This is a genomic window from Hymenobacter daeguensis, assembly GCF_054780555.1.
Window position 1 is genome coordinate 50,190 of record NZ_BAAGWC010000023.1, and the last position, 14,565, is coordinate 64,754.

Genomic DNA, 14,565 nt, shown 5'->3' on the forward strand with positions numbered 1-14,565 from the left:
CCGACGCGGACTATGAAGTCCGCGCTGCATCACGCCCGAAATGCCGCTGGCGAAAACGAGGTATGGCGCTTGAAAAAATTGGAGAAGTGCGCGACTTCGGCAAAGCCCAGGCTGTCGGAGATTTCCGAAATGTTCCAGTTGGTTTGCTTGAGCAGGAGCTTGGCTTCCTGAACGACGCGGCTGCCGATGAGCTCGGTGGTGGTGCGGCCGGTGTTCTCCTTGAGCACTTTGTTCAGGTGGTTGACGTGCACGGCCAGCCGGTCGGCGTATTCCTTGGCCGTGCGGAGCTGCAGCTTTTGCTGGGGCGTTTCGATGGGGAACTGCCGTTCGAGCAGCTCACCAAAGAGCGACGTCACCCGGGCCGAAGCGCTGTGCGCGGGGTAGAGCGCGGTGGCGGGCTGCAGCTTTTGGCCGCTGTGAATCAGCTCCAGCACGTAGTTGCGAATCAAGTCGTACTTGAAGGCATAGCCGGAGCCGATTTCCCGCGTCATCTTCTCGAAGATGGTGTTCAGCTCGGCATACTCCGCATCGGAAACCTCGAAGATGGGGACGCCGCCCGCCTTGAAAATCGGCAGCTCATCGAGCACCACGCCGCTTTTGGCGGGCAGCAAAAACGCATCGGTGAAGATGCAGAAGTGGCCGGCCTGCGTGGGCTCCAGGGGCAGGTAGTGGTAGGGAATTTTGGGCGAGGCAAACAGCAGGGCATTGCCCGTAATGCTGATGACCTTGTCGGCGTACTCAAACCGCTTGTGCCCGCGGCTCAGGCTGATTTTGTAGTAGGCGCGCCGGTCATAAGACATGGGCGGCTTCTCGCGGCCCTTCGGGGTCAGGTCGGCGATGTTGAAGACGTTGAAGTGGCCGATTTCGCGCTGAATGTCCGGCGGGAGCAAGGTGCTTAGCTCAACATTGGTAGTGGCGGCAAAATGCTGGTAGAAATCGTCGAGCGAGAGGGCATTCATAAGATTGGCGAGTTGCGAAATTCAAAGATAGCCGCCGCGCACGGCTGCCCCATCGCCGGGCTTTGGCAGGCCGTAAGCACTCGCGCCCCTGCCACAGCCCGGCTACCGCACGCCGTGCGTGTGCCCGTGCTGGCCCTGCGTGCCGCCGTTGCTGATGGCGTTGACTTCGGCGCCTTTGGGCATGCCTTTTTTGTAATGGTCGTACCGGATGCTGTCGGCGGCAGCCCGCGAGTGGCCGTCGGGATGCTTGTCGGGGTTCACGCCGTAGGGCGTGCCATCGGGCTTGTTGCCGCAGCCGGCAAGCAGCGCCAGCAGCAGCAGTCGCGGGAAGAGGTTGGTGCACATGAGCCGGAACCGGAAGGTATGCGGTCCTGTACGGCAAAGCCCGGGCGGGGGGTACGCGCCGGACCTTGCTTAGAACGGAACAGCTGTGCCGTTGGCCTTCAATACCTGCGTCAGAAAAAGCACCTGGTAGGGCAGGGCCGTTTGCCAATAGTCCCAGTTGTGGGCACCGGGGCGCTCGGTGTAGTCGTGGGGCGTGTGGTTGTACACCAGCCGGCGGTGCATCTCGCGGTTGATTTCGATGAGGCCGTCGTCCACGCCGCAGTCGAAAATAATGGGCAGGCCGTTGGCGTGAATCCGGTCGGCCATTCCTACCACCGAGTTGCTGCTGAAAAACGCAGGGTTTTCGGCTTCGGAGCCGAGAATGGGTGCCAGGTTTTTGTTGCGCCAGGCCGTTTCCTCCGGTGTGAAGTTGCGGTTGGCGCTGCTCAGCTCCAGCGCCCCGCTCATGCTGCCGGCGGCGCAATACAAATCGGGGTGGCGGGCCGAGAGGTAGAGCGAGCCGAAGCCGCCCATCGACAGACCCGTGATGACGCGGCCCTTGCGGTCGCGCACCGTGCGGTAGGCCTGGTCGATGGCCGGGATGACTTCTTTCGTGAGGTAGGTTTCGAACTGGCTGTCGGCCTTCACCGGGCTGTCGAGGTAGAAGCTGAAGGTTTCGCCTTCCGGGGTCACGATAATCAGGTTGTACTGGTCGGCCAGTCGGTGCAGCAGCTGCTTGTCGGGCGTCTTGCTCAGCCAGTTAGAGAAATGGCCCCAGGCCCCGTGCAGCAGGTACAGCACCGGGTAGCTGGCCTTTTTATTCTTCGCATAAGAAGCCGGCAGCACCACGGCGGCGCGGTAGGTTTTGTGCATGGCCGCGCTCGGAATGGCCAGGGTATCGACGCGGGCGGCGCGGGCAGCGGTGGCGGTGAGCAGAAATAAGGCGAGTAGGAGCAGGGGGCGCATGGGGGGAGTGAAAGAGCGTTGACCGGAGGGAGAATTAAACAGAAACGGCATGCTGAGCGGAGCCGAAGCATCTTCGCTTCAGTTCTAACCCATTACTCGGGAGTTAGTTATGCGGTAGAGATGCTTCGGCTTCGCTCAGCATGCCGTTCAATGGCGAGCCGCCGCCACGCGCCCCTACTTCATAAACACCGGCCGAATCAGGTTCTCGAACGTGAAAATCTCATCCCATTTTTCCTGGGTGAGCAGGCCGCGCTCGGTCACGGCAATGTCGTGCACCGACTTGCCGGTTTTCAGGGCCTCCTTGGCAATTTCGGCCGAGGCTTCGTAGCCAATCACCGGGTTGAGCTGCGTGACGATGCCGATGCTGTTGCGCACCAGGTTTTCGGCGTGCTCCTTGTTGGCCGTGATGCCGATGACGCACTTGTCGCGCAAGGTGCGGCAGGCGTTGGTCATGTAAGAAATGGACGTAAACAGCGCGAAGCTGATAACCGGCTCCATCACGTTGAGCTGCAGCTGGCCAGCCTCGGCCGCCATGGTCACCGTGAGGTCGGCTCCGATGACGTAGAAGGCCGTCTGGTTCACCACTTCGGGCACCACGGGGTTCACCTTGCCGGGCATGATGCTGGAGCCGGGCTGAAGGGGCGGCAGGTTGATTTCGTTGATGCCCGTGCGCGGGCCCGACGAGAGCAGGCGCAGGTCGTTGCAGATTTTGCTGAGCTTCACGGCCGTGCGCTTGAGCACACCGGAGAGCTGCACGTAGGCGCCCGTGTCGTAGGTGGCTTCGAACAGGTCGCCGGCCAGGCTCAGATTCAGGCCCGTAATCTGGCGCAGGTGCTCGGTCACGGCCTCGGGGTAGCCGGTGGGCGCGTTGATGCGCGAGCCGATGGCGGTGGCGCCCATGTTGATTTCGTCAATCAGCCGGCGCGAGTCGTCGATGCGCAGCAGCTCCTCGCGCAGGTTGGTGGCGAAGGCGCGGAACTCGTCGCCCATGCTCATCGGCACAGCATCCTGCAGTTGGGTGCGGCCCATCTTGAGGATGTCGCGGAATTCCTCGGCCTTCTGAGCGAAGGCGTCGGCCAGCTCCACCAGCGTTTCGCGGTAGCCCACCAGCTTGTTGTTGAGGGCAATACGGAAGGCGGTGGGGTAGGCGTCGTTGGTGCTCTGCGAGCAGTTGACGTGGTTGTTGGGGTGGCAGAACTGGTACTCGCCCTTCTGGTGGCCCATGATTTCGAGGGCCACGTTGGCGATGACTTCGTTGGCGTTCATGTTCACCGACGTGCCCGCGCCGCCCTGAATCATGTCGGTCAGAAACTGGTTGTCGAACTCGCCGGTGGCCACCCGGTCGCAGGCGGCCACAATGGCATCGGCGATGTTGGCGGGCAGCACGCCGAGGTCTTTGTTGGCCAGCGCGGCCCCTTTTTTCACATACGCCAGCGCCTGCACAAACAGGGGCTCGCTCTTGATGGGAATGCCGGTGATGGCGAAGTTTTCGAGGGCGCGCAGGGTCTGGATGCCGTAGTAGGCGGTGTCGGGCAGGCTGCGCTCGCCGAGGAAATCGTGTTCGATGCGGGAAGTGGACATGGGGAATGTTTGGGTGGGAAGATGGGGCTTGTACGGAATGGGCGAAAGCCGGGACAAACCTACGGCCCCGCATTGCAACGGGCCGGGTTTGGGGTGTTCCTTTGGGAGAGTTCGCCAAAACGATTGTAGAGACGCGACACTTCGCGTCTCGGCGTTGAACGAGCGGTACAGCGCAAATCTGCGCAGCCATCACAATAACATCAGCAACGGGGAGACGCGAAGTGTCGCGTCTCTACATCATCTACTCCGCCTATGAAACTCCGCTACCTTTCATTGCTCGCGTTGGCCGCCGCCGGCTGCTCCCAGCCCAATAAGCCCGCCACCACCACCGGCTCCACCGCCGATGCCCGGTTCGATGCCTTCAAAAACCAGTTCATCGAAGCCTTCTGGCAGCAAAACCCCGACTACGCCTCCAGCCAGGGCTACCACAGATACGACTCGCTGCTGGTCATTCCCGACGCCGCCCAGCGGCAGCGCGACGCCACTTTCAGCCAGCACTACCTGGCCGCGCTGGGCAAATTTTCGCCCGACAGCCTCTCGCCCAACAACCAGATTGACCTGCGCCTGCTGCGCAACGAGTTGCGCGCCGAGCGCTGGTACACCGACACGCTCCGGACCTGGCAGTGGAACCCGGCCAGCTACAACCTCGGCGCTGCGGTGGGCGATTTGCTCAACGGCCGGCACTATCCGCTCGACCGCCGCCTGCGCAACATCTCCGACAAAATCGGCCACGCGGCCGAGTATTACGCCGCCGCCCAAGCCAACATCAGCAACCCCACCAAAGAGCACACCACGCTGGGCATCAGGCAGAACGAGGGCGGCCTGGCGGTTTTCAGCGCGGCCCTGGCCGATTCGGTGAAGAAGTCCGGCCTGAGCGAGGCCGAGAAAAAGGTGCTGGCGGCGCGCATCGCGGCCACGCGCACGGCCGTGCAGGGCTACATCGACTTCCTGAAAAACGACGTGCTGAGCAAGCCTGCGTTCCGGTCCTTCCGCATCGGCCGGGAGCTGTTTGAGCGGAAGTTTGCCTACGAAATCCAGTCGCATTTCACGGCGGCCGAAATCTACCAGCAGGCCCTGCAGCACAAGGCCGAGCTGCTGCACGACATGGGCCACCGCGCCGCCCGGCTCTACCCCAAATACTTCCCCGGCCAGCCGGCCCCGGCCGATACGCTGGCCCTGATTACGGCCGTCGTCAACCAGCTCACGCTGAAACACGCCCCCCGCGACGGCTTCGTGGACGCCGTGAAGCGCCAGATTCCCACGCTGGTGGCCTTTGTCAACGACCACAATTTGCTCACCCAGGACCCCACCAAGCCGCTGGTGGTGCGCGAAACCCCGCTCTACATGCGCGGCAGCGGGGCGGGGGCCAGCGTGTCGGCCCCCGGCCCCTACGACAAGGGCGCCAACACCTACTACAACGTGGAGCCGATTCCGGCCGACTGGACGCCCGCCCAGGCCGAAAGCTACCTGCGCGAATACAACGACTACACGCTGCAGATTCTCAACATTCACGAAGCCATTCCCGGCCACTACACGCAGCTGGTGTACGCCAACCGCTCGCCGTCGCTGGTGAAAAGCATCTTCGGCAACGGGGCCATGGTGGAGGGCTGGGCCGTGTATGCCGAGCGCATGATGCTGGAAAACGGCTACGGCAGCAACTCCGACGAAATGTGGCTGCTGTGGGACAAGTGGAACATGCGCTCGACGCTGAACGCCGTCATCGACCACGCCATTCAGGTGGATAACATGAGCGAGCAGGACGTGGTGAAGATGCTGCGCCGCGAGGGCTTTCAGGAAGAAGCCGAGGCCCGGGGCAAGTGGCTGCGGGCCACGCTGAGCCAGGTGCAGCTCAGCAGCTACTTCACCGGCTACTCCGAGATTTATGCCCTGCGCGAGGAATTGAAAAAGAAGGAAGGCAACGACTTCGACCTCAAAGCCTTTCACGAAAACTTTCTCAGCTATGGCAGCGCGCCGGTGAAATACATCCGGGAACTGCTGCTGCGGAAATAACCCGGAGCAACTTCTGCAAACGGGATGGAGTTTAAGGGAGCTCAATCCCGTTTTGTATGACCGAAGAAGAACGCAAACACGTCGTGGACACCGACGACGAGCACCTGCGCCGCCTCACGCACGAGCACCTGAAGGTGTTTGCCAAATTCACTTCCGCCAACTGTGCCATCTGCGAGGCGCTGGCCCCGCCGTTTGCCAAATTCGTGGACGAGCCCGGCAACGAAAGCATCCTGTTTCTGCGCCTCGACTCGGACCAGAACCCCGTGGCCCGCAAGATGATGCAGGAAAAAGTCGCGCCGTTTTTCGTGAGCTACTGCCAGGGCCGCATGCTGGAGTGCGACAACCTGACCACCGAAGCCGAAGTGCGCGCCCAGCTCGACCGGCTGCGGGCCTTCATGCCGCACACCGCGTAGCCGGCCTACCTTTGGGCGTGTTTTTCCTGCTCTCCAAACTCCTGCTGGTTGTTTTTTCGCCGGGTGCCTGGCTCATGGCGCTGCTCGTTGCCGCACTGGTAGCCAGGCCTCTCGGGCGCTGGCGCAGCCGCTGGCTGTGGGCAGCGGCCGCGCTGCTGCTGCTGGGCGGCAACAATGTCCTGGTGAACCTGGCCCTGCAAGCCTGGGAGCTGCCCGCCGTGCCGCTGGCTGCTGTAGCGCCCGCCGATGCCGCCGTGCTGCTCACCGGCATCACCGCCGACAATGCGCCCCACGACCGGGTGTACCTCAGCCGGGGTGCCGACCGATTCACCAACGCGCTGTGGCTGTATCGGGCCGGGCGCGTGCGGCGCATCATCATCTCGGGCGGCACCGGCTCCACCGACCCGCGCACCACCACCGAAGCCGCCGAGCTGGCTACCCTGCTGCGCCTGGCCGGCGTGCCCCGGCGCCACCTGCTGCTGGAAGAGCGGAGCCGCAACACCCGCGAAAACGCCCAGTTCACCAGAGAGCTGCTGGCGCAGCATCCGGAGGTCAAAAAGCTGGTGCTCGTGACTTCCGCTTTTCATCAGCGCCGCGCGCTGGGCTGCTTTGCCAAGGCAGGGCTGCACCCGGCACCCTTTCCGGCCGATTTTCGCAACACCGGCCTGCACGGCGGCCCCGTGTTCTGGCTGGTGCCGGATGTAGAAGCCCTGGGCCGCCTGAGCGTGCTGCTGCACGAAATGGCCGGCTACGCCATCTACCGCGTGATGGGGTATTGCTAAATAAAACCACCAGCACAAAAACCGCCCGTCAGACTGAGTGTTTCGCTCAGCCTGACGGGCGTTCTTTGTTGTAGTTGCCATTATTCGGTTTTGGCCACCGGCGCTACCTCCTTGCCCACCCAAACCGACTTCTGGTTCACAAACTCCCGGATGCCCAGGTACGAAAGCTCGCGGCCGTAGCCCGACTTTTTCACGCCGCCAAACGGCAGCTCGGGCATGGATTTCACCAGGCCGTTCACAAACACGGCCCCGCTTTCAATCTGGCGGGCCATTGCCTCGCCTTTCTTCGGGTCCCGCGTCCACACGGCCGCGCCCAGCCCAAAGCGGGAGTCGTTGGCCAGCCGCACGGCATCGGCGGCGTTTTTGGCTTCGAGCACCAGGGCCACGGGCCCGAAAAACTCTTCGGTGTAAGCCCGCTGGCCGGGCTTCACGTTCGACAAAATCATGGGCCGGAACAGGGCGGTGCCGGGCTTGGCCTGGCCGCCGTGCAGCTCCACTTTGGCGCCTTTGGCCACCGAGTCCTGCACCTGCCTCGTCAGCTCGTCGGCCAGGTCGGGGCGGGCCAGCGGGCCGTATTGGGTGGCCTCGTCGAGCGGGTCGCCGGGGCGGAAGGCCAGCAGATGCGTTTTCAGTTGATTGATGAATTCCCGGAGCACCGGCTTCTCCACGATGAAGCGCTTGGCCGCGATGCAGCTCTGGCCGGCGTTTATCATGCGGCTTTGCGCGGCGGTTTTGGCGGCCAGGGCCAGGTCGGCATCGGCCAGCACGATGAACGGGTCGGAGCCGCCCAGCTCCAGCACGGTTTTCTTGATGTGGCGGCCAGCGGCAGCGGCCACCGCCGCGCCCGCGCCCTCGGAGCCCGTGAGCGTGACGGCGGCCAGCCGGTCGTCGGCAATGAGCTTTTCAATCAGCTCCGTTTCGATGAGCAGGGTGCGGAAACAGGTCGGCGGCAGGCCCGCATCGTGAAATATTTTCTCGAGCGCCAGCGCGCACTGCGGCACGTTGGAGGCGTGCTTGAGCAGGCCCACGTTGCCGGCCATCAGGGCCGGGGCGGCAAAGCGCACCACCTGCCACAGCGGGAAGTTCCAGGGCATCACGGCCAGCACCACGCCCAGCGGCTGGTAGCTGATGAAGCTGCGGGCGGCGTCGGTTGCAATCAGCTCATCGGCCAGGAAGCTCGCGGCGTGCTCGGCGTAGTAGTCGCAGCAGGTGGCGCATTTCAGGGCTTCGGCGCGGCCATCGGCCACGGGCTTGCCCATTTCGAGGGCCATGAGGCGGGCCAGCTCGTGCTGGCGCTCGCGCAGCAGGGCGGCGGCCCGGCGCAGCACCCCGGCCCGGTGGGCAAACGACGTGGCGGCCCAGGTCGGCGCCGCCTTGTGGGCCTGGGCCAGCATCTTTTCGGTTTTGGCCCAGCCAAAGGGGGGGAAGCGGCGCAGGGTGCGCCCGGTGTGCGGATTTATTGATTCGATGGACATAGCTCAGAAAAAGAAGAAACGGAGCCCGAAAGGTACAGGCAAGGGTGCAGAAGCTGGTTTGGGGCGGGTGTGAGGCCGTCGGAAGCAGCTCAGCAGTGGGCAACCCCGGCCTTCGGCCAACGGTTCCCGGGGTGCGGCCGTGCCTTGGCTATTGCCGGCGTGGTGCCGTATAGAAGCAAGTTGCGCGGCGGCGCGTATTTTCGTGCCCATAGCATGGCGTCGTTTTCGGCTTCATTATTCACTTTCAGTCACTCCCGTGTCCGATACTTCTCTCATTTCTCTGCCCCCCGCCGCTGAGGCGGAGCTCGTGCGGCGCCTGCAGGCCCGCGACGAGTCGGCGATGACACTGTTCTATGAACGGTACTCCGCGGCGCTCTATGGCGTCATCTTCCGCATTGTGAAAGCCGAGGATGAATCGGAAGACGTGCTGCAGGAAGCCCTGGTCAAAATCTGGCACGCCTTTGCCAGCTACGACCCCAGCAAGGGCCGCCTCTTCACCTGGGTGCTGAACATTTGTCGAAATCTGAGCATCGATAAAATCCGCTCCCGGCAGCACCGCGTAGGTAGTCGCACTCAGGGGTTGGACGACAGCCTGACGGCCCAGCGCACGGCCGCTCCGACCAGCTTCCGCCCCGAGCACATTGGCCTGCAGGAAATCACCAGGCAGCTGGTGCCCGAGCAGCGTCAGATTATCGACCTACTCTATTTCGAAGGCTTCACGCAGAGTGAAGTCGCCGAGGAACTCAACATCCCCCTGGGGACCGTGAAGACCCGTGCCCGCACGGCCATCAAAGTCCTAAGCAAACTTATTCGCTAAACCGAACGTGGAAAATTTCCAAGAATATATTGAATCGGGCATCCTGGAGCAGTACGCTCTGGGCGAGCTTTCCCCCGCCGAGCAGGCCGGGGTAGAAGCGCAAGCCGCCGCGCACCCCGCCATTCGGGAGGAGCTGGCGCAGGTACAGGCTGCATTGGGTTTCTATGCCGAGGCGCACGCCATGACTCCCCCCGCCGGCATGCGTGAGCGGGTGCTGACCAACGTGCTGGCCCAGATAGCCGCTCCGGCGGCCAATGCCAGCCTGCGCCAGGAAGTAGATGCCGTGGCCGCGCAAACCATCGGCGCCCCGGCGGCAGAAGCCAATGTGCGGCCCCTGTACGCCGCTCCGGCCGAAGCGCCCGCCAGCCGTTCCTGGGCCATTGCCGCCTCCGTGGCCTTGCTGCTGAGCCTGTTAGGCAATGCGCTGCTGTACACGAACTGGAAAAGCGCCAACTCGGAATTGGTGGCGCTCCAGAACGAGAAAGCGCAGTTTGCCACCACCACCACCGTGGCCGAGCGCAAGCTGAACGACCTGCGCCAAGAAAACCAGGTGCTGCGCAACGACGAATTCCGCGCCGTGGCCCTGGCTGGCACCAAGACCGCGCCCACGGCCCATGCCCGCGTGCTGTTCAACCCCGCCACCCACAAGGTGTACGTGGACGTGCGCAGCCTGCCGGCCCTGCCCAGCGGCAAGCAGTACCAGCTCTGGGCCCTCGACAAAGGCAAGCCGATTGATGCCGGCGTGCTGACCGTGGCCACGGCCACCGGCGAAGGCCTCCAGCACATGAAGGACATTGCCAGCGCCCAGACCTTTGCCATGACGGTGGAGCCCGCCGGCGGCAGCGTAAACCCCACGCTGAGCACGATGACGGTGGTTGGAAATATCTAAGGAATTGTTGAAGACCGGCTATTTCCAGCCAAACGGTTTGGTGCTACCTTTCGGAAATGAACGCATTACCGCCTGTTGGTCGCCGCGCGGCTGGCAGGCGGTAATTGCTTGTTAACCCCCCGCTTGCAATCCGTATTACTATGCACGGCACCATTCTCACGTTGCTAAAACGCTACGTGCAAACCCAGTACGACCACAGCACCTGGATAAAGCTGATGGAGCGCTCCGGCCTTGACAAAGTAGAATTCGACCACAAAACCGTGTACCCCGACGAGCACATTTATGCGCTGGTGGGCCACGCGGCCGAAATGACCGGCCTCTCGGTGGGCGAGCTGCACGAGAAATTTGGCGAGTACCTGGTGCCCGACCTTATGTACATGTACCAGAAGCTGCTCAAGCCCGAGTGGAAAACCCTCGACATGCTGGAGCACACCGAGCTGACCATGCACCAGCACGTGCGCCAGGAGCACGCCGAAAACGCCCCTCCCGTGCTGGAAGTCAGCCGCCTCGGGCCCAACGAGCTGATGATTGACTACGTGTCGCCGCGCCGCATGGGCGGGCTGGCCGTGGGCATTGTGCGCGGCCTGGCCACGTATTATGACGAGGCCGACCGCATCGACGTGCAGCCCACCACCACCGAAGACGGCGAGCGGGTCCGGATTCACGTCCGACGCAGTTAAGCTTTGCAATCGATAGGTATCAGGCGTCTGATTGCTATTGGGCTGAGTGCCGGCCTGCTGGTGCTCGGCGCCTGCCGCGCCGATGACAAAGCCCACCCCGATATGCTCTACCACCAGCTGCTGCGCACGCTCTACCACCGCACGGTGCCTACCGTAGCACCCGCCGCCCTGGCCCGGGAGCTGGCCACGCCCACCGCCCCGCTGCTGCTCGACGTGCGAACCCCGGCCGAGTTTCGGGTGAGCCACCTGCAGGGCGCGCGCTTCGTGAACTTCGATTCGCTGGCCGCCGAGCAGCTGGCCGATGTGCCGCGCACCCGGCCGGTAGTGGTGTACTGCTCGGTGGGCGTGCGCAGCGAGCGGCTGGGCGAGCACCTGCACGCCCTCGGCTTTCAGCGGGTACGCAACCTTTACGGCGGCTTGTTCGAGTGGGTGAATGAAGGCTACCCGGTGTATAATGCCGCCGGGCCTACGGCCAATGTGCATCCTTATTCGGCCATGTGGAGTCCCTGGCTGAAGCGGGGCAAGAAAGTATATGAGTAAACGAACGGAAGCCCCATCCGGGCCGGCCGGGCCCGCTGCCCACCTGCTGGTTTTTGCCCGCGTGCCCGCCCTGGGCCGCGTCAAAACCCGCTTGGCGGCCGGCGTAGGCGAGGCCCGGGCGCTGGCCACCTACCACGAGCTGCTGGCTATTACGCACCAGGCCATTGTGGCCGCCGCCGTGCCCGCCACCGTGTGGCTGGCCGATGCCGCCACCGCCCACCCCACCGCCGAAGAGGCCCGGCACTGGCCCGACCTGGCTGCCCGCTGCCAGCCGGCCGGCGACCTGGGCACTCGCATGGCCGCCGCCTTCGCCGCTGCTTTTGCAGCCGGGGCAGAGCGGGTGGCCATCATCGGCACCGACTGCCCGGGCCTGGAGGCGGCACACCTGCGCGAGGCATTTGTGCAGCTTGAAGCCCACGATGTGGTGCTGGGCCCCGCCACCGACGGCGGCTACTACCTGCTGGGCCTGCGGCAGCTCCGGCCTGAGCTGTTCCAGCACAAAGCCTGGAGCACCGGTTCGGTACTGGCCGATACCCTGGCCGATGCCCGTCGGCTGGGCCTGCGCGTGGCCCTGCTGCCGGAGCTGCGCGATGTGGACACGGCCGAAGACCTGGCTGCCTGGCGCGGGGGGCCGCCTGACTTGGCCAATGCTGCCGCACAGCCGTAGAATAGTACGCAAGCCGACTATATTTATCCCCTCATTTCGTTTCTATGCTTCGCTCTATTGGTCCGTTAGTCTTGTTGCTGGGCGTGTTTGTGGCTGGCTGCGGCACCCCCGACGACCTGAAGGAAAGCGCCAAAGCTCCTACTTCGGCCCATGCCCTGCAGGCCGTGATGCCGCATTTCAACCAGGAGTGGGCCATGGGCAAATACTGGGAAGATGGCCTGGCCGAAGTGGCTACCTACGATGCGGAGCGCACGGTTTACAAGAAAAAGCGCACGTTTGAGTACACGCAGATTACGGTGAAGGAAGAGTTCAACCAGGAGTTCAACGTGAAAACGGATGACTACCAGCGGACTGACTTGTTCCCGGTGATGAAAATCAACCAGTTTTGCAGCATTCCCACCGACCAGTATCCGTACCACTACCTCACGTCGCTGTTTTTCCGCCGCGACCAGCCCGTGGCCTTGTATAAGATGTCGAGCTCCTCGCAGGAATGGTGCGGCAACACGTTCAAATCCATCATCGACGACGGGGTGAACTTTGAAATGTGGTACCACTCGTACTGGGACGGTGAGGGCGACAACAGCCGCGACCTGCGCCGCGACATCTTCCTCGAAGATGCCTTGCCCTATACGTTGCGCGCCCTGAAATTTGAGCAAAAGCCAGCCTTTGAGCTGGTGGTGCTCGACCTGCAGCAAACCAACCGGGCCACGCCGCCGCAGTACTATCAGGCCCGCCTGGCCACCACCGAAGCCCCACCCGCCGATGCCCCCGAGCCCGCCTGGCGCGTGGCCGTGGCCCTGGCTCCCGATAAGGAAAACGTGTACTGGTTTGCCAAAGCCTACCCCAATGTGCTGCTGCGCCAAACCACCTGGGATGGCCGCACGCTACGCCTGAAATCGACGCGCCGCTACGCATACTGGCCGAAATAAGCCGGACCTTAAAGAAATTTTACGGTGGCTTATCCGTTGTTTATTAAGCAAATCGTATATTTCGCCTTATGAGGTTGGCCCCCCGCTTGTCGTTTCCCGTTGTCCTGCTTGCCGGCATTGTGCTGGTGCTGCTGGTGCCGGCCTGCAACCCTTTCGCGCCGGCCCTGGATGAGGTGCCCGCCGACCAGAACGAGCTGCTGGGTAACCCCATCTACGTGCGGGGCTTCTTCGACCGTTTCCGGGCGGCCTACCAGCTGCGCGATTCCACACTCTACGGCCAGCTGCTGGCCCCGGGCTTCCGGTTCACCTACCGCGACTTTGCCGCCAACGTGGACCGCTCCTGGACCCGCGACGTGGATGCCAACACGACGTACCGCCTCTTCCGCGCCGCCCGCTCCACCAACCTGCAGTGGACGCAGTACCTGCCCGCCTCCGACACCGTTTCCTCCGACACGCTGGCCAGCGTGGAGCGCTCCTTTCTGCTCACCATCGAGCAGCGCGATGCCGAGCGGTTCAGCGGGTCCGGCACGGCCCGGCTGGTGCTGGTGCGCAAAAACCGCAACGAGCCCTGGCGCATGCGCAGCTGGTACGACCGCAGCGAGTTTTGAGTCCGGACCCACTGCTGCGATATTGCCAACCCGGCCACGTAACAGCCATTATTTCAAAATGGGGGATTTTTAGGCGATGAGTTGCCTTGTAATTTAATATGGTAGCTGCGTTGGGCCGGTCTAGCCGATGGTTTGTTTTTCTGCTACTGGGACTAAGTTCCTGCTACTCATCGCGACAGCCACCCAGCAGCACCCTGCCCGGACAGTTTAGCGCCACTACTGGCCTGAATACGTCTGGCTCCTCCACTTGGACTGCCGCCCAAGGGGCTAATGATTTTACAGCCATTCATTTTCAGCCATCGGCAAAATCTTGCCGGGACACGTTTGCCGTGCCCAGCTTTGCGAGGTGGCCTGCTCAACAGCTTGGCCCCGGTATTGTCCCGCTGAGCAATACCGGGTTCGGCATTGACGAAGTTGAGGTTACTAACCTGGAATGGAAGCTGTACCAGGAAAAAACCTCAACTATCGGCTCGTGGAACAACGCTGCCCAGCCCGTGGCTGCGGCGCAGCCGGTTCCTGCCTATTATGGCGACCCGTTCTATCACTGTTTCCCGGTGGTGGGCATTAGTCGGGAGCAGGTTGAGGCTTTTTGCCGCTGGCGCAGCCGTACCGCGACAACTATTTTCAACCAACTCAATCATCATCCGGACTCCACGGATGTCAGCTACCTCCGCTTGGAGTACCGCTTGCCCACCGAAGCAGAGTGGGAATTTGCGGCGCTCAGTTTCAGTGGCCAGCCATTTGGCACGCACTGTCTGCGGTTGCCGCTTCGGGTAAATGCGCTTGCTGCGGCTTATTTTAAAAATCGTTCGTTCAGCCAAAACAGCCTCGAACAAATCGAGCAAGATATTAGGAAGCGTTAACAGTAGTAGTTATGTTTGAGCATGGAGTATTTGTTGACCGACGCGCAGTGGGCGCGGATTGG

At 62.8% G+C, this 14,565-nt stretch carries 16 protein-coding genes; 11 read left to right on the plus strand and 5 right to left on the minus strand.

Annotated elements, in window-relative coordinates; all coding sequences use genetic code 11:
* Nucleotides 1–29: 29 nt before the first annotated feature.
* The 4 genes from ACYVHT_RS18835 to aspA all read right to left on the minus strand — a co-directional run bounded on the left by ACYVHT_RS18835 (nucleotide 30) and on the right by aspA (nucleotide 3,830).
* On the minus strand, nucleotides 30–959 hold the full coding sequence (locus tag ACYVHT_RS18835) for a helix-turn-helix domain-containing protein (protein WP_460555595.1): 930 nt from the start codon (nucleotides 957–959) through the stop codon (nucleotides 30–32).
* A 102-nt stretch (nucleotides 960–1,061) separates the two neighbouring features.
* The gene (locus tag ACYVHT_RS18840; RefSeq protein WP_460555598.1) at nucleotides 1,062–1,304 is read right to left on the minus strand and encodes a hypothetical protein; all 243 of its coding nucleotides are present in this window, start codon (nucleotides 1,302–1,304) and stop codon (nucleotides 1,062–1,064) included.
* A gap of 69 nt (nucleotides 1,305–1,373) precedes the next feature.
* Entirely contained in the window at nucleotides 1,374–2,249 is an 876-nt protein-coding gene (locus ACYVHT_RS18845) for an alpha/beta hydrolase (RefSeq protein ID WP_460555601.1), read from the minus strand.
* 174 nt (nucleotides 2,250–2,423) lie between these two features.
* Complete coding sequence (gene aspA / locus ACYVHT_RS18850) at nucleotides 2,424–3,830, minus strand: aspartate ammonia-lyase (RefSeq protein WP_460555604.1); 1,407 nt, start codon at nucleotides 3,828–3,830, stop codon at nucleotides 2,424–2,426.
* A 252-nt stretch (nucleotides 3,831–4,082) separates the two neighbouring features.
* Here aspA and ACYVHT_RS18855 point away from each other — a divergent pair, with 252 nt between their 5' ends.
* Genes ACYVHT_RS18855 through ACYVHT_RS18865 form a run of 3 tightly spaced genes read left to right on the plus strand, consistent with a single transcriptional unit; the run spans nucleotide 4,083 to nucleotide 7,035 of the window.
* Entirely contained in the window at nucleotides 4,083–5,840 is a 1,758-nt protein-coding gene (locus tag ACYVHT_RS18855) for a DUF885 domain-containing protein (RefSeq protein ID WP_460555607.1), read from the plus strand.
* 56 nt (nucleotides 5,841–5,896) lie between these two features.
* A complete protein-coding gene (locus ACYVHT_RS18860; RefSeq protein WP_460555610.1) occupies nucleotides 5,897–6,253 on the plus strand; it encodes a thioredoxin family protein in 357 nt (118 codons plus the stop codon).
* Nucleotides 6,254–6,270: 17 nt separating this feature from the next.
* The gene (locus ACYVHT_RS18865) at nucleotides 6,271–7,035 is read left to right on the plus strand and encodes a YdcF family protein (protein WP_460555612.1); all 765 of its coding nucleotides are present in this window, start codon (nucleotides 6,271–6,273) and stop codon (nucleotides 7,033–7,035) included.
* A gap of 80 nt (nucleotides 7,036–7,115) precedes the next feature.
* On the opposite strand, the gene ACYVHT_RS18870 is transcribed toward ACYVHT_RS18865, so the two are convergent.
* Nucleotides 7,116–8,510 (minus strand): NAD-dependent succinate-semialdehyde dehydrogenase, encoded by a 1,395-nt coding sequence (locus tag ACYVHT_RS18870; protein WP_460555615.1) that lies wholly within the window; start codon nucleotides 8,508–8,510, stop codon nucleotides 7,116–7,118.
* 256 nt (nucleotides 8,511–8,766) lie between these two features.
* Between ACYVHT_RS18870 and ACYVHT_RS18875 the strand changes: the two genes are divergently transcribed.
* The 8 genes from ACYVHT_RS18875 to ACYVHT_RS18910 all read left to right on the plus strand — a co-directional run bounded on the left by ACYVHT_RS18875 (nucleotide 8,767) and on the right by ACYVHT_RS18910 (nucleotide 14,503).
* Entirely contained in the window at nucleotides 8,767–9,327 is a 561-nt protein-coding gene (locus tag ACYVHT_RS18875) for an RNA polymerase sigma factor (protein WP_460555618.1), read from the plus strand.
* Between the two features lie 7 nt (nucleotides 9,328–9,334).
* Nucleotides 9,335–10,216, plus strand: a complete 882-nt coding sequence (locus tag ACYVHT_RS18880; RefSeq protein WP_460555620.1) for an anti-sigma factor — start codon at nucleotides 9,335–9,337, stop codon at nucleotides 10,214–10,216.
* Between the two features lie 140 nt (nucleotides 10,217–10,356).
* Nucleotides 10,357–10,896 carry a heme NO-binding domain-containing protein gene (locus ACYVHT_RS18885; RefSeq protein WP_460555622.1) on the plus strand — a complete coding sequence of 180 codons (540 nt, stop codon included), beginning with the start codon at nucleotides 10,357–10,359 and terminating at the stop codon, nucleotides 10,894–10,896.
* A 3-nt stretch (nucleotides 10,897–10,899) separates the two neighbouring features.
* Nucleotides 10,900–11,436 carry a rhodanese-like domain-containing protein gene (locus tag ACYVHT_RS18890; protein WP_460555625.1) on the plus strand — a complete coding sequence of 179 codons (537 nt, stop codon included), beginning with the start codon at nucleotides 10,900–10,902 and terminating at the stop codon, nucleotides 11,434–11,436.
* The gene (locus ACYVHT_RS18895) at nucleotides 11,429–12,103 is read left to right on the plus strand and encodes a TIGR04282 family arsenosugar biosynthesis glycosyltransferase (RefSeq protein WP_460555628.1); all 675 of its coding nucleotides are present in this window, start codon (nucleotides 11,429–11,431) and stop codon (nucleotides 12,101–12,103) included. The genes ACYVHT_RS18890 and ACYVHT_RS18895 overlap by 8 nt, the downstream gene beginning before the upstream one ends.
* A gap of 44 nt (nucleotides 12,104–12,147) precedes the next feature.
* On the plus strand, nucleotides 12,148–13,032 hold the full coding sequence (locus ACYVHT_RS18900) for a hypothetical protein (protein WP_460555631.1): 885 nt from the start codon (nucleotides 12,148–12,150) through the stop codon (nucleotides 13,030–13,032).
* Nucleotides 13,033–13,100: 68 nt separating this feature from the next.
* Nucleotides 13,101–13,640 (plus strand): hypothetical protein, encoded by a 540-nt coding sequence (locus tag ACYVHT_RS18905; RefSeq protein WP_460555634.1) that lies wholly within the window; start codon nucleotides 13,101–13,103, stop codon nucleotides 13,638–13,640.
* A 329-nt stretch (nucleotides 13,641–13,969) separates the two neighbouring features.
* On the plus strand, nucleotides 13,970–14,503 hold the full coding sequence (locus tag ACYVHT_RS18910; protein ID WP_460555637.1) for a formylglycine-generating enzyme family protein: 534 nt from the start codon (nucleotides 13,970–13,972) through the stop codon (nucleotides 14,501–14,503).
* Nucleotides 14,504–14,565: the final 62 nt, after the last annotated feature.